Raw genomic sequence first — 20,257 nt, 5'->3', positions numbered from 1 at the left:
TGACTGAATATGTCTAGTTTATTTATCGTTATGTTGGGTGGACGTCATGCACGTGCCAATGTTGAAGTTCATGATGTGGTTCTTGCCGTAGGCGATTCGCTTGAAGAGGTTTATCCTCAATTAAAAAATGCGTGGTTTGGTGAGCAACAGGGCTTACACATCGACGCATGGCAAAAATTACAGGCTTTAGTGTTTGAAAATAAGAAATATCAAATACATTTTACTGATGCGCAACCGAATGCATCAGATCAGAAGCTTTGGCTGATTAATTTAGGCGGCTATGATGCAAATGAGTTTGGTGAGTTACACCGCTATATCCTGATTGTTGCTCAAGATGCGATTGAAGCGAAAGCCAAGGGTAAACAGTATTTTGCAGGGCATTGGCAAAAACCACATACCGATCGAGTTTTAGAGGTCGATGATTGTCTGGCGATAGATCAGGTATATGGCCGTTATGTGCAATTGGTTGAAGTAGATTTGAATGCTGATTCTCATACAGAGCTTGACCAAAGTGTTTGGGAGAATACCTATTTGTCCATCTGAGTTGTCATCGCTTGATCTGCTTAAAAAGGGCGCTGTATTGCAGCCTTAAAAGATTAAGCGGATCTTAATTTTAAAAAATTGACATCAATCATTGCATTGCTCTCTCATAATCTAGTCATTGAAACAACAGAATCTTCGCAATATTTTCAACAAGTTTGCATAGACTAAAAACTCAAACAAAACACTGCGGAGTGTGATCAATGAGCGGTTTATTAGACGAGTTAGGTAAAATTGCAGGTGCGGTGATTGCTGAGCAAAGTGTCGATACGTTAGATCTTGATGCTGGCTTTCTAGAAAAAGCAGCTGGCGCATTTGCAGGTTATGAAGCCGCAAAAATTGCTGAAGACAAATTAGAAAATAGTGATGAGCAGCAGAAACCAGAGGATTAATTCAAAATTGGTAAACCCAGCTTTGGGCATTGATCTTAATCAATCCCGTATAAGATAAATAAGCTACAGGGTTGAATAAGTTTAGTATTGAGATGATAGCTGTGATCAAAGAGAGGGCATATTCGATATGCTCTTTTTTATTATCTAAAATAAAGATAAGCAATGAAGAAAAACATCCATAACGTAATAAAAGCATGCTTTGCCTGTAAAGCATTGCCAATTCGATCTTTGCACAATGCTTATCAATAAAACCGCTATAAAATATGGAAAAAAAGCATTTCTTTGATAGATCAATACTCGTTATATTGTGCATCGTTATAATGAAACTACTAGCTGTACGCCATGTATTTATATACTGATTTCGATCAGCAACTGATCAATGAACGTGTTGCACAATTCCGTGATCAAACGGAACGTTATTTAGCTGGAAAACTCACTGAAGATGAGTATCGTCCATTACGATTACAAAATGGTTTATACGTACAGCGTTATGCGCCAATGCTACGTATTGCTGTACCTTACGGTTTAATGAACTCTAAACAATTACGTAAAGTTTCAGAGCTTGCCAAAGAATATGACCGTGGTTATGCACACGTTTCGACACGTCAGAACATTCAGTTTAACTGGCCTGCGCTAGAAAATGTGCCTGATATGCTAGAAGGTTTAGCTTCTGTTCAGATGCATGCGATTCAAACTTCAGGAAACTGTATCCGTAATACCACAACTGACCAATACGCTGGTGTTGTTGCTGGGGAAATTGCAGATCCACGCCCGACGTGTGAATTGATTCGTCAGTGGTCTACATTCCATCCTGAATTTGCATTTTTACCGCGTAAGTTCAAAATTGCAGTTTCTGCACTTGAAGAAATTGATCGTGCAGCAACTTCATTCCATGACATTGGGGTGTATTTAACTCGTAATGAAGCGGGTGAGTTGGGTTATAAAATCAAAGTGGGTGGTGGCCTAGGTCGTACACCTATCATTGGTTCTATGATTCGTGAGTGGTTGCCACGTGAAGATTTAATTGCTTATTTAGAAGCGGTTCTGCGTGTTTATAACTTGCATGGTCGCCGTGACAATAAATATAAAGCTCGTATTAAAATTTTGGTTAAAGCATTAACACCACAAGTTTTTGCTGAAAAAGTTGAAGCTGAATTTGCTGAAACAATTAAAACCTTGAAAGTTCAACCTGAAATTTTGCAAAAATTAGACGAAGAGTTTATGCCGTTTGATTATCAAAATTATGCAGATGAAGATTTCAGTGGCTTATTTGCTGAATATCCAAAGTTTAAACAGTGGTTCAATATCAATACCAATGCACATAAAGTTGCAGGCTATCGTATTGTCACTATTTCACTAAAACGTGCGGGTATTGCACCAGGTGATATGACTGTTGAAGAAATGAATTTGATTGCAGATCTTGCAGACAAATATACATTTGGTGAATTACGGACCACACACGAACAAAATATTTCATTGGTTGATGTACCACAGAAAGATTTATTTGAATTGTGGCAAACGCTTGAAAAGAATAATCTTGCTCGGGCACATATTGGTTTTATTACCGATATCATTTGCTGCCCAGGTGGTGACTTCTGTTCATTGGCAAATGCGAAATCTATTCCGATTTCTGAAGCCATTACACGCCGTTTTGATGATTTAGATACAGTCTATAACTTAGGCCATATCGACTTGAACATTTCAGGTTGTATGAATGCTTGTGGTCATCACCATGTCGGCAACATCGGTATTTTGGGTGTGGACAAAAAAGGTGCTGAATTCTATCAAATTACCTTAGGTGGAAATGCAGACCATGACGCTTCAATTGGTGATATTTTAGGACCATCATTTGCAGCAGAATCTGTACCTGACATTATTGATGAAATTTTAAATACTTATCTTGATCTTCGTAACGAGGGTGAAGAATTTATTGAAACTTATCGTCGAGTGGGTATTCAACCTTTTAAGGAGCGCGCATATGCTTAATACCGCACTTCAAGTCCTCTCTAAAGATGGCACTGTTGCAGACAATACCTATCAAATCATTGCTGAAGATGGTGTATTGCCACAAGGTGATGTGTTGTTGACTGTTGAGCAGTTGGACCAGCTTGCGAATGTGACGGGGAAAAAAGCACTATTTCTTACCGTAGATGCTTCACCTGAAACCAATGCGTTTCCATTAGATCAGTTAGATGCGATCTTTATTGATTTTGCAGGTTTTAATGATGGTCGTGGTTATTCATTTGCTGCGTTGTTACGTCGCCAAGGCTACGCAGGCGATCTTCGTGCAACAGGCGATGTGTTTAAAGATGTCTTGAACTATATGAAGCGTTCTGGTTTCGATACTTTTGTTGTGAAAGAAGGTAAAGATATCCATGAGGCAGCAGCAGGTTTAGGTGATTTTACGCACCCTTACCAAGCATCTACAGCTGTACCAAAAGCGCATTATCAAACAGGTGCTTGATTGTATTAAGTACTGATTTTGAAATGAAAGCCGAACGAAAGTTCGGCTTTTTATTGTTCTCAAGTTAAAGCTGGTGTGACTACTGCTTATTATGAATATGATATCAACGATATGAATTGGTATTCGGCTTTATTTGTATCGTGCCCAAATCAACATTAATTCAACATAACATCATTAGGTAGTAAAACTTTCTCTACTTAAAAGCATCTACAAAATTTCATCGTTGCATTTTTGCAATGTTGTAGGCTGGAAAAGTCTATATATCTACAGCATTAAACACCACATAATCAAATAAAGATGATTCATGGTGGATGAAATGTTAAATCAAACAATGGGTGACTTATCTCTACTCAAAGGCTGGAACGCAACTTTACCCAATACTGAAGTCATGCCTGTACTATTTTTGGGTCATGGCTCACCCATGAATGCAATTCAAACCAATGATTTTACTCGTTCATGGAATCGTATTGGCGCTGAAATGAGCACACAACCGACAGCAATTTTATGTATTTCTGCACATTGGCTTACCCAAGGTGGTACAGCCGTCACTGCAATGCAACAACCGAAAACTATTCATGATTTTGGTCGTTTCCCTCAAGCATTGTTTGATGTGCAATATCCTGCTACTGGAAATAAAGCTTTGGTTGAGGCAACAACTGAAGCAATTCACAGTATAGAAGTTCATCATGATCATAGTTGGGGATTGGATCACGGAACATGGGGTGTGTTATGTCATGTATTTCCACAAGCCAATATTCCTGTTGTTCAATTGAGTGTCGACTATAGTCAAGGTGCCCAATATCATTATGACTTGGCTAAACAATTGGCGCAGTTACGTCGTAAAGGGGTATTGATTGTTGCTAGTGGTAATCTCGTACATAACCTAAGCAAAATTGCCTTTGATAAATTTGATGACCATTATGGTTATGATTGGGCTTTAGAGGCTGATGCAAAGATGAAAAATTTCTTAGCGACACATAACCATCAAGCTTTAATTGATTGGCAAAAACAAGGTGCTGAGTTTTTATTGTCGATTCCCACACCTGATCATTATTATCCGATGTTATATGCCTTAGGTTTGCAGGAAGAGAAAGATGAGTTACATATTTTTAATGATCAAGCCGTCGCTGGTTCATTAACCATGACCTCATTTCGACTTGATCAACATTAATGTCAAATGTTAAGAATATAAAAGTTGGGTCTAAGGATTCAGCTTTTATAGTATTGGTGAAATTGAGTTAGTCATATTTATTCTCTCAAGATAGAATTCTTGCAAGATCATTACGCAATTTTCAAATATTGATGTCTTACTTTCTTACAGAGCAGTTTAGACATCAATGAATCCATATGAAATTTAGAATAACGGTGAATTAATAAATTTATAGAAAAACGCTGTAGCTAATGATGGTTCTAACAGTAAAGGAAATAAGAAACCATAGATTGCACCGGTAATATGTGCGCGGTGATCGATTAATGGAGAATGTCCTGAACGGATCGCATACAGGCTATAGCATAAATAAATCGTCCCAAAAATAATTGCGGGTACAGGTAAAATATAGATATAAATCATGCTCCAAGGGTTAAACAGAATCGCACTAAATAACACTGCATTAACGGCACCCGAAGCCCCTAAACTTCGATAGGAATTTAGGGTTCGATTATGCAAATAGCTGGGAATCGCAGCAATGATGATGGCGCTACAATAAAATAAGACAAAGCCCATACCACTTAAGTAATCACGGAAAAACCATTCAACATTTCGCCCAAAGAAGTACAAGGTAAACATATTGAAAAATAAATGCATACCATCTTTATGGATAAAACCATGGGTTAAAAAGCGATCATATTGACCATGCTTAATCGCTGAAACATTGAAAATCAAGCGATTCATTACATTGCGTTGTTGCCAAGCAATAAAAGAAATCGCAAGTGTGATTAAAATAATCAGAAGGGTATGGGTAAGACCAGTGATCATATTGTTATAAATGACGTTGTTATCGTAATAGCAATATAACCTATATCATTGTCAATCAATAGGCTATCGCAATATTCTGTTCATTATCCTTCATTCAGTTGGCAGTTCACCATCCAGCGAATACCAAACTGATCGGTGAAAGCACCATATAAAGCACCCCAAAATGTAGGTTCTAGTGCCATTTCAATATGACCATTGGCAGAGAGTGCTGTAAATAATCGCTGAGCTTCCTCCGCTTCGTGAGCTTCTAAGTTGATCGAAATATAATGGTTAGTGCCTTTGCTGAATGGCGCACTATTAGGTGCACAGAACTGCTCGCTGGTGTCTGAACCCATCAATACGGTAAACTCATTAATCGGTAAAGAAACATGTAAAATATAGTTTTTCTCTTGGTCTGGCACTTGGACATCGGGCAGTTCGGAATAGCGTTTTAAAAATGAAAATTCACCGCCAAAAACAGATTTATAAAAATTAAAAGCAGCTTCGGTCTGGCCTTCAAAGTTTAAATAGTGATTGAGTTGCATTGTGATTGTCCATTTTGTTGTTTTGAAGTGATTAATTTATCAGCTCATGGTTTAAAACTTGATGAATATTTTGTAATTGAAAACAAAAATCCCTCAATCATAAATGAGGGACTTTTGTTTTCTAGGTTATCGCTTTGGTCTGCTTAAAGCTGTTTATCTTGTTGTTGCTCTAATTTTAAATCCTGTTTATTGGCATAACCGTCAATATCTTCATTTTGAAGAACTTCATTTGGATTTGGACGATCTACAAAGCCAATTTTAGGTACAGGGATTTCAATCTGATTTTCCACAAAACGATTGCGGATTAACTCATGAATTTCATCTTTAACTTGTAAGTAGTTTGCTTGCATACACCACAGTGCAAATAAAATTTCAATGGAGGATTCTCCAAAGGCAGAAACAGTTACACGCGGTTTAGGATCTGCTAATACCAACGGGTAGTCGTTGGCAACATCAATTAAAACTTCACGGACTTTATTGATGTTCTCATTAAAGTTAATTGCAACCGTAATCGACAATCGCCGTATCGGGAATTTTGATAGGTTATGTACAGGGGCGCGAATCAATTGCTCATTGGGGAGGCGCACATAGACATTGTCCATGGTCAAAAGTTTCACGGAAAGTAAGTCAATCGAAATCACTTCACCTTCAATGGTATGTCCACGAATCAGGGTGATTTGAATGGTATCACCGACTTCAAATGAACCTTCGCCAATTAAAAATAAACCACTAATTAAGTTCGATGCTGAAGTTTGTGAGGCAAAACCCAATGCAACAGTTAAAATCCCTGCTGCGCCTAAAAATACGCTGAGTTTAAAGCCTGCTTCTTTTAAGCTGGCAATCACAAACAGTAAGAAAATAAAATAAAAAATACCTCTACGCCAAACCAAACGTTGATGGGCATTAAAGCGTGCACCGATGGTACGGATAAAGGTATTGGAAATGACACGTGCCAGCACAAAACCCACAAAGCAGAGGATCAGAGCAACAGCAATTTCACTTAAGCGGTCGACATTTACATTGGTAAAGATGCCTTTTAGGCTATTGGCAATGTCTTTGGGAATATTGGATTCAGCCATTTTTACCTCATCCCTTAGAAAAATGAATCAAACATATTGAACAAAGCGCCGCCTGGTGAGCGTGGCGGATGTACATAAATCACTTCGCCGGCCAAAGGTGGTGTACGGTTTTCAATTCTTACTCGGGCAGGGCGATCATTGCCTTCATACACGACCTTGATTTGTGATGTCCATAAACGGCCTGTACTTTCACTATAAAATAAAGGCAGTGCAGGAACAGGCACATTCATACGGTCAAATCGAAGCTGATGACTACTGACATTGTGGAAATCAATCGGTGTTACAGCACGAAAGGCACGTGGACGTAATAAATTTAATTCGGTACGACCGTCGACTGAGGTGGCATAACACATTTCACCTGTACGGTGATCAGGGCCAAACCATGTATCCTTAGGTAAAATTACAGGAATATCAAATAAGGGTTCTTTTTGGGCTTGTACAAAACCTGAAATCCACAATGGTGTACTGATATAGAGTGTACCGCGTTGACCTGCTGGAATATAAATTGGGTCGACAGGACGAATCACCACAGAGCGGTCGGCTAAACGGGGCATGAGTTGAAATGCTTTATGGGTCTCGCGAAACATATAACGTTCAACATGTACAGGTTCAGGAAAACCAAAGTTTACATCATGGATTTTATGCCATTGCTGTTCATAGTCATATTGGAATTTTGGGCGATAATATTCCAAGCGCCATTCTTGCAAACCACGTGTAATGCGCATCATCATTGAACCAAATTGCCATGCTTTGGATTGGTTCAATTCAAACAGTTGTTCTCCCCACCACTTTAAATCAGGGAGTTCTGGTTCCAGATGTTCTTTCTTCTTAGACAAATGTGTTTATCCCATTCATAAAATCATCATCAAATCTTTAACAAACAGACTTCACGCTGTCATGAGCATAGAGTACACTCAAAGCAATTTAAATCATTAATATAAGTTGTAATGCAAGTTCTCAAACAATTACAAATACCATATAGTTTTGCAAAACGGCATGGAGTGCTGTTGCGTTATGAAGGTGATCAAGTTTTTATTGTTCGCCGTCAGGATACCGCACAAATTGCGATTCAGGAAGCCCGCCGCTATCTCGGTCGTACAGCACAACATCAATTATGTAATGAAACTGAGTTTAATCACATGCTCAGTTCAAGCTATGCTGGTGAAACGGGCGAATCGCAACAGGTTGCCGCTGGTCTTGAAGATCACCCTGATCTATTGAGTCTGGCCGATCAGATTCCTGAAACTGAAGATTTGATGGATCAGGAAGATGATGCACCAATCGTGCGACTCATCAATGCTTTATTGTCTGAAGCGATTCGAGTCGGGGCTTCAGATATTCATATTGAAGCCTTTGAAAAGAAATTATCTGTTCGCTTACGGGTAGATGGGCAATTGCGTGAAATCGTACAGCCTCGTCGTGAACTTGCGCCATTGTTGGTATCGCGTATTAAAGTTATGGCAAAACTCGATATTGCAGAAAAACGTATTCCACAAGATGGTCGTATTTCTTTACGTCTTGCAGGACGTGAGGTGGATGTCCGTGTTTCGACCTTACCATCGTCGCATGGTGAACGTGTCGTTATGCGTTTGTTGGATAAACAAGCGGGTCGACTCAACATGACCCATTTGGGTTTAATGAAGCCTGACTATGAGCGTTTAACCCAATTGGTTCATCGTCCACATGGCATTATTCTAGTCACTGGCCCTACAGGTTCGGGTAAAACGACGACTTTGTATGCTGCGCTTTCTGATTTGAATGATGGCTCTAAAAATATCCTCACTGCTGAAGATCCGATTGAGTATCAACTTGAAGGGATTGGGCAGACTCAAGTGAATACCAAAGTAGATATGACCTTTGCCCGTGCGTTAAAAGCCATGCTTCGTCAAGATCCAGATGTGGTGATGGTGGGTGAGATTCGTGATTTGGAAACGGCTGAAATCGCAGTTCAAGCGTCTTTAACAGGTCACTTGGTTTTATCTACGCTGCATACCAATACGGCAATTGGTGCTGTGACCCGTTTAAAAGATATGGGAATTGAACCCTTCTTATTATCCAGTTCATTGATTGGGGTAATTGCCCAGCGTTTAGTTCGGACATTGTGTTCTCATTGTCATACATGGCGTGAAGCAGATGACTTTGAAAAAGATGTGTTTAAACCTGTGAGTTTAGAATCGAATTTAAAACTGCCTGTGCCGAATGGTTGTGATTTTTGTTCCCATACCGGCTTTACAGGACGTACTGCAATTTATGAAATTGTACCGATTGATGAGCAGATGCGCCGTTTGATTCATGGTAATGCAGCAGAATATGAGCTTGAAGAATATGCACGTAAAGATGCAGGTTCAATTCGAGATGATGGTTTACGTAAAGTATTGGCGGGTAAAACCACAATGGAAGAAGTTTTACGTGTCACCAATGAAGCGGCTGAGTAACTGAAAACTATTTGTCTATCTTTTTAAATTTTTCTCAGAGTATGCTTTAGGCTTTATAATTTAAGCTATAAATTCTATAGAGCCTTTAGTTACTTTTATAAGTATAGTTTCTGGTTGATTCTCAGGTGTTAAAATAATCTGCTTATTTATTAAATTCGAAATATTAATCATGTGGTTAATGATTTTTTAATGATCTTGTAGCGAATTAATTTCTTCTAGATTAATATCATTTTCAATTTTGTCTACTAAGAACAAATAATTATTGATTTGAATGTTATCTAAATAGAGATTTACATGTGAACATAGATTGTGGGTGTCATTCAAGCACTCTTGAAGGACTTCAAAATTAATTTGATTCTCATTCTTTTGTGTCTGCTGGTTAAACCATTTGATTTTATAATTTTCATTTACAAAGACAGTCTATTTTTTTAGGTCGTCAATATTAGTATCGAATATATAAAGGTTTCTCAGAGTACCATCGCAATAATATATTTTATCTTTTAGTTCTGCCCAGTATATAAAAAGTCAACCAGAAAAATAAAAGTAAGCATTAACCCTACCTAAAAATAAATTTATACTTCTAGGTAGGTTTTATCATAACATTAAACAATTACATTTAATGTCACATCAATATTGCCACGAGTCGCATTTGAATATGGGCAAACGATATGTGCGGCATCTACTAATTTTTGTGCTTCTTCTTGCTCTAAACCTTCTAAATGAATATTTAAAGTCACTTGAATACCAAAACCAGTAGCAATTGGACCAATACCAACATCACCTTCGATATAAACATCTGGGGTAATTTTCAAATGATCACGGTTGGCAACAAACTTCATCGCACCAAGGAAGCAAGCAGAATAACCTGCTGCAAAAAGTTGTTCAGGATTGGTACCACCACCAGCACCACCCATTTCTTTAGGTACTGCTAATTTAACATCTAAAATTCCGTCTGATGATGTTGCACGACCATCACGACCGCCAGTTGCTTTTGCATGTGCTGTATAAACCACTTTTTCTAAAGACATCGGAAATCATCCATTTTTGATTGCGTTCTATTATATCGTATACGATATAAATATTTAAACAAGTAGCGTTTGTGTAAAATTTGATAACTTTATTTTGAAATGTTTTCGCGTAAGTTTGAAAGAAGATCTTTCAATTGAGTAATGCTGTCTAAGTCACAGGCACTGGCTTGAGCAACTTGTAACGGAATATCCACGGCTTTTAATTTTAGTGCATGACCCTCGGCAGTGAGGGTGATAATCACTTGGCGCTCATCTTTCGTAGATCGTTCGCGGTTAACAATACCATTACTTTGCAATTTTTTGAGTAAGGGGGTCAGGGTAGATGATTCTAAAAAAAGTTTTTCACCGATTTCAGACACAGTTAGACCATCTTTTTCCCAAAGCACTAACATAACTAAATACTGTGGATAGGTCAGTCCTAGTGGTGTGAGTAATTTACGATAAAGTTGATTTAATGCTAAGTTTGTAGAGTAAACAAGAAAGCAAAGTTGATGATCAAGATTTAAATTGGAATAGTCTTGTTGCATGCTTGTCTCGTGAAGATATTACGCCTCACAAGTATAACGTTGTTTTGTCTCGTTCAGGAAATAAAAGTCATTAATGGCAATACAGACTTAGAATGACATCAATTTGCGATGTTGCATTAAAGGCATTGATTCACGAATTGAGCGCTGCTCATTCAAATCAAAAGGAACCGTCATCAATTGCGCGCCTTCTGCATCTGTAATCGCTAAAATCTGCCCACGACTATTGGTTGCGCCAGCATGTCCCCAGGTTTGACGTTTTTCACCATGCCAACCTTGTTGTGCTGCACCTAAAACATGACATTGGCTGTCCATCGCACGTGCTTGAAGTAATAACTGCCAATGCATTTGACCTGTGGTATAGGTAAATGCAGCTGGTGCAGTCAAAATATTTGCACCTTGCGCTCTCAAGGTGAGTGCAAGTTCTGGAAAGCGTAAGTCGTAGCAAACCATCAAACCGATTTGTCCAAAAGGTGTTTTTGCGACAACAACATCACTGCCTGGTTCAAAAAACTGAGATTCTTGATACCCGCCAACAGCGTCACCCACTTGTACATCAAACAAGTGAATTTTGTCATAACGTGCTTCAGTGCCTTCTGGACTGATACATAGGCTGACAGTACGAACTCGACCGTCAGCAATAATTGAACCATCTGGACGGAAAGGGCAAGGTAAAGTCCCTGCAACAATCCATATTTGATAATGATGTGCTAAGTTTTCTAAACGCTTTTGAATTTCTTCAAAACGTGCAGCAGTTTCCCGTTGTTTACCTGCGGCAAAGCAGACAAAATTTTCAGGAAACACAATCAAAGATGCGCCATCAGCTTTACTTTGTTGTATCAACGACTCAATCACACTGAAGTTTGCTTCAATGTCATTTTGAGAGTTCATTTGAACAACGGAAAGTAAAGTCATGGGCTATCCCTGATAAAGCAATTTTGAAATTATTAAGCGTTTTGCTGGTTTGAAGATACACATTCCATTGTATCTTGCTGCTTTTCAAGTTGTTTAACTAATGGCTCGAACATATTTTGGTTGTTTTCATTGAGCTTCATTAATGTTTTGTGTGCATCGAGAACGGTACACAGCATTGTGCTGTGATTAACATTATCGTCAATCAAAGCATTGGTGCACACTTGAGGGTCACCACAGTAATTTAAAATGACAAAAACCTGCCCTAAGCCCATGCTATTGGCTAGAGTGGTAATATCTGGATTTGTGGACAGCATCACCGCTTGGATGTGGTGTACTTGTTTCAACTTTAAGCCAAGCTTGGCAAGTATTCCAAGAACTGTACTATCAATAAATGTGGTTTGGGTTAAATCAACAATTGCGCCAATGACGTTTTTCTGTTGTTCAATCCTTGCCAAAAGTTTGTCTAAACTAATACAAGATTGGGCTCGCACTTCACCAATAAGTTTGAAAATATGCGTTCCATTCAAGCTTGCATATTCAACATGACCTGTTGACATATAAATGCCATTTGCAGAGAAGGATAGGAAAATTATCACATAGCGCAAGTCTATACTCAAGCGTTTGCGTATAGGTTATTAGTCTAATTTATTATATGTATTTGATTATATTGTTAATTCATTCTGCGGAGACTGAGGATTGCAATGTCATCTGCTACATGTTCTGGTGCGCGGAATGATTGATTTTGCAAATGATAGACCAATTGTGAGAACTGTTCATTCAAACCACCAGAGAATGGTTCAAGGGCACCGTCAGAACAAATAATGAACCGCGCATGCTTGGTTAAGGTACATTGGAATTCTTCAACCTCTAAGTCTTCTGTGAGTCCTAAAGGAAAACTGCTGGTATTCAAGACACGAGGGGCTTGGTTGGGTTCAAAAATGATGGGGGGAGGGTAATGTCCCGCACTTGACCATTTTAAAGCATGTGTTTCTAGATTTAGAATGCCAGCCAACATTGTGATGTGTTTTTCAATGTTTTCTTGCACCAGCATACCATTGAGTTTTTTAATCAATTCTCTTGGTGTTTTCGAGCGACCATGAAAGGCAGCCATCCAAGATGTTAGTAAAGAGCTGGTTACCCCATGGCCCGACACATCGGCCAAATAGAACATGATTTCTTTATCACTGATTTTCCAGTAGTCATACCAGTCACCAGACAAATACGCAGAAGGCTGGAAAAGCGTTTCAACTTTATAATTTTGCAGTTCAATTGGATTTGGAAGAAGTTTCTTTTGTAGTTCTGCGGCAGATGGTAAATCACGGCTATCTTGATTACGTTTATATTGCGCATCAATTTTTAATAAAGAATCTTCAAGATTGGCTGGAAGCTTGGTCCAGATCCAACCAGCAAGGGCACCCAGTTCCCATGCTTGAGAAAGTTCGCTTCCTTCATTTTCTTGTGCAATGACAATGGTAGGTAAAGCCCATTGGTATTGTAAAAAATCGTGGACGTCTGCAATTGCAATAATTGTTGGATCATAACGATGAATGTCTTCAATGGTAATCATCTGCAAGCTAGGAAGCGTATCTAATACTTGTTCTAAGCTTGAAATTTGGCGACTGGGTTGAATGAAATACATAGAAGAAATGAATGATCCTTAATCGGTATAAAAGCATTATCCAGTAGATTTACTATAGATGACACCACAATGCTAGTAAAACCATATGAATTACTAGCAAATAAGTTTAACAAAATATTCTGGTTATTTGTCTGCGTTTGTATCAGTAGGATGATTGCTGTCGTCCTCATCATCATCTACAAATGCGACAGCTTCCTGTCCACGGCCTTTTTTCTCAGCAATTTGGAATGCTAAACGTTGTAAATAGATATCGCGAATTGCTGAGTAACGATCACCTTGCAATACACTTTCAACATCTAGAAGTTTAGAACGGGTATTAATCCCACCTAAAGCACGATTACCCCAGATTAAACCTGTTTGATGATTGTTATCCATTGGATAGGTAAGCGGATTGGCATAACCTTCAGCAACATAATCAACTGAGTGACGAAGTGTGCTTGGTCCTAAGATAGGCAGCATGACATAAGGACCACTTGGAATACCGTAGTAACCTAATGTGGTACCCAAGCTTTCTTCTTCAGTTGCTAAACCTAAGCGAGTTGCAGGATCAGCTAAACCTAAAGAGCTGACAGTGTTAATGGTAAAACGACCTAGAGACTTGGCTGCACGACTAAAGCGCCCTTGAGCAAGTTGGTTGACCGCATTCCATGGTTCACTCAAGTTTTTACGAAATAAACTATATGAAGAACGTACATCACCAGGCACTTTTGCTTTGTACTGAACAGCAATAGGTCGAGCAACATTACGGTCGATCATGTCATTAAACGCATAAATTTCACGGTTCAATGGTTGTAGAGGATCTTTTACCGCATCTGGTTGAGCTGCATTGGCATTCACTTTTAAGTCATTTTTTGTGATGTTTTTAAGCTCTCTAAGGGCTTCAATTCTTGGGTGTTTAGAAGCTGCTTCGTTTTCTAGTGCTGAAGAATTCTCTTGAGACGACTTATCATCTGAATCAGAGTTTGTAGAAACAGCATTGTCCGAATTCTCTTGAGCAGATAATTCGTCTTGAGCAGATACATGGCTAGTCAGACCAATGCTAAGTAAACAAGCCCAAAGTACATGATAAGGACGCATAGAATTCCTTGAAATATTCTTAAAGTAAAAGTAGTCGATAACGATATAGCTATATTAAAGACTTCATAATCGTATTCTAACAGTAGTTATTGCATATGTATTAAAGCAAATTTGATTAAAAAGTGTGAATAAATATGATAAACGAACATTATTTGTTCGAACAATTAAAATAATTAAAAAAAGGGGTTGTGTTGGTTTGTGAATGCTGTAGAATGCACATCCATCGGCGGTGATGTTAAATAAAACTTCTGATAAATCAGGCACTTGATTAAGTTGTTAAGATTTCGAATTGAGATTTTAAGATGAGGTTAGAGTTAGGTTTGTTAGAAAAAATAATTAACATTATTGATTGACTTTTTAGAGATAGAGAGTAGTATAGCCGACCTAGCTTGATGCTGACGAAGCATTGAGAAGATCATTAAGAGAATATGAAGAACAACTTGTGTGGATTTTTACTGATTGATTGATCGAAATATTATCATTGATTGATTGGTTTAAATTACTCGAAGTTTATTTGAGAGAATTTGTCAGTACATTGATGAGCCAGAATTGTGACCTTAAGTCACTAATGATTTTTAACTGAAGAGTTTGATCATGGCTCAGATTGAACGCTGGCGGCAGGCTTAACACATGCAAGTCGAGCGGGGGAGATTGCTTCGGTAATTGACCTAGCGGCGGACGGGTGAGTAATACTTAGGAATCTGCCTATTAATGGGGGACAACATCTCGAAAGGGATGCTAATACCGCATACGCCCTACGGGGGAAAGCAGGGGATCACTTGTGACCTTGCGTTAATAGATGAGCCTAAGTCGGATTAGCTAGTTGGTGGGGTAAAGGCCTACCAAGGCGACGATCTGTAGCGGGTCTGAGAGGATGATCCGCCACACTGGGACTGAGACACGGCCCAGACTCCTACGGGAGGCAGCAGTGGGGAATATTGGACAATGGGGGGAACCCTGATCCAGCCATGCCGCGTGTGTGAAGAAGGCCTTATGGTTGTAAAGCACTTTAAGCGAGGAGGAGGCTCTCTTGGTTAATACCCAAGATGAGTGGACGTTACTCGCAGAATAAGCACCGGCTAACTCTGTGCCAGCAGCCGCGGTAATACAGAGGGTGCGAGCGTTAATCGGATTTACTGGGCGTAAAGCGTGCGTAGGCGGCTTTTTAAGTCGGATGTGAAATCCCCGAGCTTAACTTGGGAATTGCATTCGATACTGGGAAGCTAGAGTATGGGAGAGGATGGTAGAATTCCAGGTGTAGCGGTGAAATGCGTAGAGATCTGGAGGAATACCGATGGCGAAGGCAGCCATCTGGCCTAATACTGACGCTGAGGTACGAAAGCATGGGGAGCAAACAGGATTAGATACCCTGGTAGTCCATGCCGTAAACGATGTCTACTAGCCGTTGGGGCCTTTGAGGCTTTAGTGGCGCAGCTAACGCGATAAGTAGACCGCCTGGGGAGTACGGTCGCAAGACTAAAACTCAAATGAATTGACGGGGGCCCGCACAAGCGGTGGAGCATGTGGTTTAATTCGATGCAACGCGAAGAACCTTACCTGGTCTTGACATAGTAAGAACTTTCCAGAGATGGATTGGTGCCTTCGGGAACTTACATACAGGTGCTGCATGGCTGTCGTCAGCTCGTGTCGTGAGATGTTGGGTTAAGTCCCGCAACGAGCGCAACCCTTTTCCTTATTTGCCAGCACTTCGGGTGGGAACTTTAAGGATACTGCCAGTGACAAACTGGAGGAAGGCGGGGACGACGTCAAGTCATCATGGCCCTTACGACCAGGGCTACACACGTGCTACAATGGTCGGTACAAAGGGTTGCTACCTAGCGATAGGATGCTAATCTCAAAAAGCCGATCGTAGTCCGGATTGGAGTCTGCAACTCGACTCCATGAAGTCGGAATCGCTAGTAATCGCGGATCAGAATGCCGCGGTGAATACGTTCCCGGGCCTTGTACACACCGCCCGTCACACCATGGGAGTTTGTTGCACCAGAAGTAGGTAGTCTAACCGTAAGGAGGACGCTTACCACGGTGTGGCCGATGACTGGGGTGAAGTCGTAACAAGGTAGCCGTAGGGGAACCTGCGGCTGGATCACCTCCTTAACGAAAGATTGACGATTGGTAAGAATCCACAACAAGTTGTTCTTCATTGATGTATCTGAGGGTCTGTAGCTCAGTTGGTTAGAGCACACGCTTGATAAGCGTGGGGTCACAAGTTCAAGTCTTGTCAGACCCACCAAGTCTACTGAACACAGAAGAGCAGATATATTAAGATCTTAAGCTGGGGACTTAGCTTAGTTGGTAGAGCGCCTGCTTTGCACGCAGGAGGTCAACGGTTCGACTCCGTTAGTCTCCACCACTATATAAAGACTAAGTGATTACAGAACTTAGTAAGCAGATAGCTTATTAAGTTCTGTGATTTATCACAGTTAACTACTCGCTGACGAGGCGGTAGTGAATCATTAACAGAATATATTTGAGTTGAAATAATTGTTTAAACTCGTTTTAGTTGATGTTAGCAAGCAATTGTTAATGTTGAATGAAATGAGCACTAGCGATAAAACTGAATCAAGCGTTTTGGTATATGAATTAAATTGAAGCTGTATGGTGATTAAGTTCACAGGCAACAAATAGAAGTGATTAAGTTCACATTGTTGATCCTCCTTGTAGGGATTAACGACTGTTTGGGGTTGTATAGTCAAGTAATTAAGTGCATGTGGTGGATGCCTTGGCAGTCAGAGGCGATGAAAGACGTAATAGCCTGCGATAAGCTTCGGGGAGGCGGCAAATATCCTGTGATCCGGAGATTTCTGAATGGGGAAACCCACTTACCATAAGGTAGGTATCGCATGATGAATACATAGTCATGCGAGGCGAACGAGGGGAAGTGAAACATCTCAGTACCCTTAGGAAAAGAAATCAATTGAGATTCCCTCAGTAGCGGCGAGCGAACGGGGATCAGCCCATTAAGTTATATGTGTTTTAGCGGAAAGCTCTGGGAAGTGCTACCGTAGAGGGTGATAGTCCCGTACACGAAAGGGCACATATAATGATGACGAGTAGGGCGAGGCACGTGAAACCTTGTCTGAATATGGGGGGACCATCCTCCAAGGCTAAATACTCCTGACTGACCGATAGTGAACCAGTACCGTGAGGGAAAGGCGAAAAGAACCCCTGTGAGGGGAGTGAAATAGATCCTGAAACCGCATGCATACAAGCAGTGGGAGCCAACTTGTTTGGTGACTGCGTACCTTTTGTATAATGGGTCAGCGACTTATATTCAGTAGCAAGGTTAACCGTATAGGGGAGCCGTAGAGAAATCGAGTCTTAATAGGGCGTTTAGTTGCTGGGTATAGACCCGAAACCGGGTGATCTATCCATGAGCAGGTTGAAGGTTGGGTAACACTAACTGGAGGACCGAACCCACTGTCGTTGAAAAGCCAGGGGATGACTTGTGGATAGGGGTGAAAGGCTAATCAAACTCGGTGATAGCTGGTTCTCCCCGAAAGCTATTTAGGTAGCGCCTCGGACGAATACCATAGGGGGTAGAGCACTGTTTCGGCTAGGGGGTCATCCCGACTTACCAAACCGATGCAAACTCCGAATACCTATGAGTACTATCCGGGAGACAGACTGCGGGTGCTAACGTCCGTAGTCAAGAGGAAAACAATCCAGACCGCCAGCTAAGGCCCCCAAATTATAGTTAAGTGGGAAACGATGTGGGAAGGCATAGACAGCTAGGAGGTTGGCTTAGAAGCAGCCACCCTTTAAAGAAAGCGTAATAGCTCACTAGTCGAGTCGGCCTGCGCGGAAGATGTAACGGGGCTAAAACTATATGCCGAAGCTGCGGATGTATACTATGTATACGTGGTAGGGGAGCGTTCTGTAAGCCGATGAAGGTGTATTGAGAAGTATGCTGGAGGTATCAGAAGTGCGAATGCTGACGTGAGTAACGACAAAACGGGTGAAAAACCCGTTCGCTGAAAGACCAAGGGTTCCAGTCCAACGTTAATCGGGGCTGGGTGAGTCGACCCCTAAGGCGAGGCCGAGAGGCGTAGTCGATGGGAAATTGGTTAATATTCCAATACTTCTGTGTAATGCGATGAGAGGACGGAGAAAGTTAAGTCAGCCTGGCGTTGGTTGTCCAGGTGAAAGGCAGTAGGCATGCATCTTAGGCAAATCCGGGGTGCTCTATGCTGAGAGCTGATAGCAAGCTAGTTTACTAGCGAAGTGGCTGATACTATGCTTCCAGGAAAAGTCTCTAAGCTTCAGTTACACAGGAATCGTACCCTAAACCGACACAGGTGGTCAGGTCGAGTAGACCAAAGCGCTTGAGAGAACTCTGCTGAAGGAACTAGGCAAAATGGTACCGTAACTTCGGGAGAAGGTACGCTGCTGACGGTGATAGGACTTGCTCCTTGAGCTATTGGCAGCCACAGAAACCAGGCCCCTGCAACTGTTTATTAAAAACATAGCACTCTGCAAACACGAAAGTGGACGTATAGGGTGTGATGCCTGCCCGGTGCTGGAAGGTTAATTGATGGGGTTAGCGTAAGCGAAGCTCTTGATCGAAGCCCCAGTAAACGGCGGCCGTAACTATAACGGTCCTAAGGTAGCGAAATTCCTTGTCGGGTAAGTTCCGACCTGCACGAATGGCATAATGATGGGGGCGCTGTCTCCAGCAGAGGCTCAGTGAAATCGAAATCGCCGTGAAGATGCGGTGTACCCGCGGCTAGACGGAAAGACCCCGTGAACCTTTACTGCAGCTTGACATTGAACTTTGATCTTACTTGTGTAGGATAGGTGGGAGGCTTTGAAGTAGTGACGCCAGTTGCTATGGAGCCATCCTTGAAATACCACCCTGGTAATATTGAGGTTCTAACTCTGTCCCGTTATCCGGGACGAGGACCATGTCTGGTGGGTAGTTTGACTGGGGCGGTCTCCTCCTAAAGAGTAACGGAGGAGTACGAAGGTGCGCTCAGCGTGGTCGGAAATCACGCGTAGAGTATAAAGGCAAAAGCGCGCTTAACTGCGAGACCCACAAGTCGAGCAGGTACGAAAGTAGGTCTTAGTGATCCGGTGGTTCTGTATGGAAGGGCCATCGCTCAACGGATAAAAGGTACTCTGGGGATAACAGGCTGATACCGCCCAAGAGTTCATATCGACGGCGGTGTTTGGCACCTCGATGTCGGCTCATCTCATCCTGGGGCTGAAGCAGGTCCCAAGGGTATGGCTGTTCGCCATTTAAAGAGGTACGCGAGCTGGGTTTAGAACGTCGTGAGACAGTTCGGTCCCTATCTACCGTGGGCGTTGGAAATTTGAGAGGATCTGCTCCTAGTACGAGAGGACCAGAGTGGACGAACCTCTGGTGTACCGGTTGTGACGCCAGTCGCATCGCCGGGTAGCTATGTTCGGAAGGGATAACCGCTGAAAGCATCTAAGCGGGAAGCCTACCTCAAGATAAGATTTCCCTAGGACTTTATGTCCTCTAAAGAGCCGTTGAAGACTACGACGTTGATAGGTTGGATGTGGAAGTGCGGTGACGCATGAAGCTGACCAATACTAATTGCTCGTGAGGCTTGACTATACAACACCCAAGCAGTTGTATATGAAGCATCATTTGATTCATAAAAGATCAAACATACTTGATTTA

The 20,257-nt window shown here is 41.2% G+C and carries 16 protein-coding genes, 2 tRNA genes and 2 rRNA genes; 10 read left to right on the top strand and 10 right to left on the bottom strand.

Features of this window, described 5'->3' with window-relative positions:
- Positions 1-9: 9 nt before the first annotated feature.
- From AS4_RS18655 to ygiD, 5 genes are all read left to right on the top strand, one after another.
- On the top strand, positions 10-543 hold the full coding sequence (locus AS4_RS18655) for a DUF1543 domain-containing protein (RefSeq protein ID WP_096735151.1): 534 nt from the start codon (positions 10-12) through the stop codon (positions 541-543).
- A 200-nt stretch (positions 544-743) separates the two neighbouring features.
- Complete coding sequence (locus AS4_RS18650) at positions 744-932, top strand: hypothetical protein (RefSeq protein ID WP_096735150.1); 189 nt, start codon at positions 744-746, stop codon at positions 930-932.
- Between the two features lie 342 nt (positions 933-1,274).
- A complete protein-coding gene (locus AS4_RS18645; RefSeq protein WP_004725972.1) occupies positions 1,275-2,918 on the top strand; it encodes a nitrite/sulfite reductase in 1,644 nt (547 codons plus the stop codon).
- Positions 2,911-3,396 carry a DUF934 domain-containing protein gene (locus tag AS4_RS18640; protein ID WP_004817045.1) on the top strand — a complete coding sequence of 162 codons (486 nt, stop codon included), beginning with the start codon at positions 2,911-2,913 and terminating at the stop codon, positions 3,394-3,396. The genes AS4_RS18645 and AS4_RS18640 overlap by 8 nt, the downstream gene beginning before the upstream one ends.
- Before the next feature lie 304 nt (positions 3,397-3,700).
- Positions 3,701-4,567: a 4,5-DOPA-extradiol-dioxygenase gene (gene ygiD, locus AS4_RS18635; protein ID WP_034612422.1), complete on the top strand. Its 867-nt coding sequence runs from the start codon at positions 3,701-3,703 to the stop codon at positions 4,565-4,567.
- A gap of 183 nt (positions 4,568-4,750) precedes the next feature.
- Here ygiD and AS4_RS18630 read toward each other — a convergent pair whose 3' ends face one another.
- The 4 genes from AS4_RS18630 to AS4_RS18615 all read right to left on the bottom strand — a co-directional run bounded on the left by AS4_RS18630 (position 4,751) and on the right by AS4_RS18615 (position 7,810).
- Positions 4,751-5,371, bottom strand: coding sequence for a rhomboid family intramembrane serine protease (locus tag AS4_RS18630; protein WP_096735148.1), 621 nt, complete (start codon positions 5,369-5,371; stop codon positions 4,751-4,753).
- An 83-nt stretch (positions 5,372-5,454) separates the two neighbouring features.
- Complete coding sequence (locus AS4_RS18625) at positions 5,455-5,895, bottom strand: VOC family protein (protein WP_096735147.1); 441 nt, start codon at positions 5,893-5,895, stop codon at positions 5,455-5,457.
- A 143-nt stretch (positions 5,896-6,038) separates the two neighbouring features.
- Entirely contained in the window at positions 6,039-6,974 is a 936-nt protein-coding gene (locus tag AS4_RS18620) for a mechanosensitive ion channel family protein (RefSeq protein ID WP_004725982.1), read from the bottom strand.
- Between the two features lie 14 nt (positions 6,975-6,988).
- Positions 6,989-7,810 carry a hypothetical protein gene (locus tag AS4_RS18615; protein WP_004725984.1) on the bottom strand — a complete coding sequence of 274 codons (822 nt, stop codon included), beginning with the start codon at positions 7,808-7,810 and terminating at the stop codon, positions 6,989-6,991.
- Positions 7,811-7,921: 111 nt separating this feature from the next.
- Here AS4_RS18615 and gspE point away from each other — a divergent pair, with 111 nt between their 5' ends.
- Positions 7,922-9,409 (top strand): type II secretion system ATPase GspE, encoded by a 1,488-nt coding sequence (gene gspE, locus AS4_RS18610; protein WP_004725986.1) that lies wholly within the window; start codon positions 7,922-7,924, stop codon positions 9,407-9,409.
- Positions 9,410-10,011: 602 nt separating this feature from the next.
- Here the strand turns inward: gspE and AS4_RS18605 are convergent.
- The 6 genes from AS4_RS18605 to AS4_RS18580 form a co-directional block, all read right to left on the bottom strand.
- Entirely contained in the window at positions 10,012-10,437 is a 426-nt protein-coding gene (locus AS4_RS18605; RefSeq protein ID WP_004817050.1) for an organic hydroperoxide resistance protein, read from the bottom strand.
- An 89-nt stretch (positions 10,438-10,526) separates the two neighbouring features.
- Positions 10,527-10,964 (bottom strand): MarR family winged helix-turn-helix transcriptional regulator, encoded by a 438-nt coding sequence (locus tag AS4_RS18600; protein ID WP_096735146.1) that lies wholly within the window; start codon positions 10,962-10,964, stop codon positions 10,527-10,529.
- 87 nt (positions 10,965-11,051) lie between these two features.
- Complete coding sequence (locus AS4_RS18595; protein ID WP_004725995.1) at positions 11,052-11,876, bottom strand: carbon-nitrogen hydrolase family protein; 825 nt, start codon at positions 11,874-11,876, stop codon at positions 11,052-11,054.
- A 32-nt stretch (positions 11,877-11,908) separates the two neighbouring features.
- Complete coding sequence (gigB, locus tag AS4_RS18590) at positions 11,909-12,433, bottom strand: anti-anti-sigma factor GigB (RefSeq protein ID WP_016539397.1); 525 nt, start codon at positions 12,431-12,433, stop codon at positions 11,909-11,911.
- A 113-nt stretch (positions 12,434-12,546) separates the two neighbouring features.
- Complete coding sequence (gigA, locus tag AS4_RS18585; RefSeq protein ID WP_004725998.1) at positions 12,547-13,515, bottom strand: RsbU family protein phosphatase GigA; 969 nt, start codon at positions 13,513-13,515, stop codon at positions 12,547-12,549.
- A gap of 123 nt (positions 13,516-13,638) precedes the next feature.
- Positions 13,639-14,592, bottom strand: coding sequence for an MlaA family lipoprotein (locus tag AS4_RS18580; protein WP_096735145.1), 954 nt, complete (start codon positions 14,590-14,592; stop codon positions 13,639-13,641).
- Between the two features lie 576 nt (positions 14,593-15,168).
- Between AS4_RS18580 and AS4_RS18570 the strand changes: the two genes are divergently transcribed.
- The 4 genes from AS4_RS18570 (at position 15,169) to AS4_RS18555 (ending at position 20,191) form a co-directional block, all read left to right on the top strand.
- Positions 15,169-16,707: ribosomal RNA gene (locus AS4_RS18570) — 16S ribosomal RNA — on the top strand.
- A 59-nt stretch (positions 16,708-16,766) separates the two neighbouring features.
- Positions 16,767-16,843, top strand: a tRNA-Ile gene (locus AS4_RS18565).
- Between the two features lie 44 nt (positions 16,844-16,887).
- Positions 16,888-16,963, top strand: a tRNA-Ala gene (locus AS4_RS18560).
- A 337-nt stretch (positions 16,964-17,300) separates the two neighbouring features.
- A 23S ribosomal RNA gene (locus AS4_RS18555) occupies positions 17,301-20,191 on the top strand.
- Together the 16S and 23S rRNA genes with 2 tRNA genes alongside form the textbook arrangement of a ribosomal RNA operon.
- Positions 20,192-20,257: the final 66 nt, after the last annotated feature.

It is taken from the genome of Acinetobacter guillouiae, assembly GCF_002370525.2.
GTDB classification, from domain to species: domain Bacteria; phylum Pseudomonadota; class Gammaproteobacteria; order Pseudomonadales; family Moraxellaceae; genus Acinetobacter; species Acinetobacter guillouiae.
This window is presented reverse-complemented; position numbering and strand designations above follow the sequence as displayed.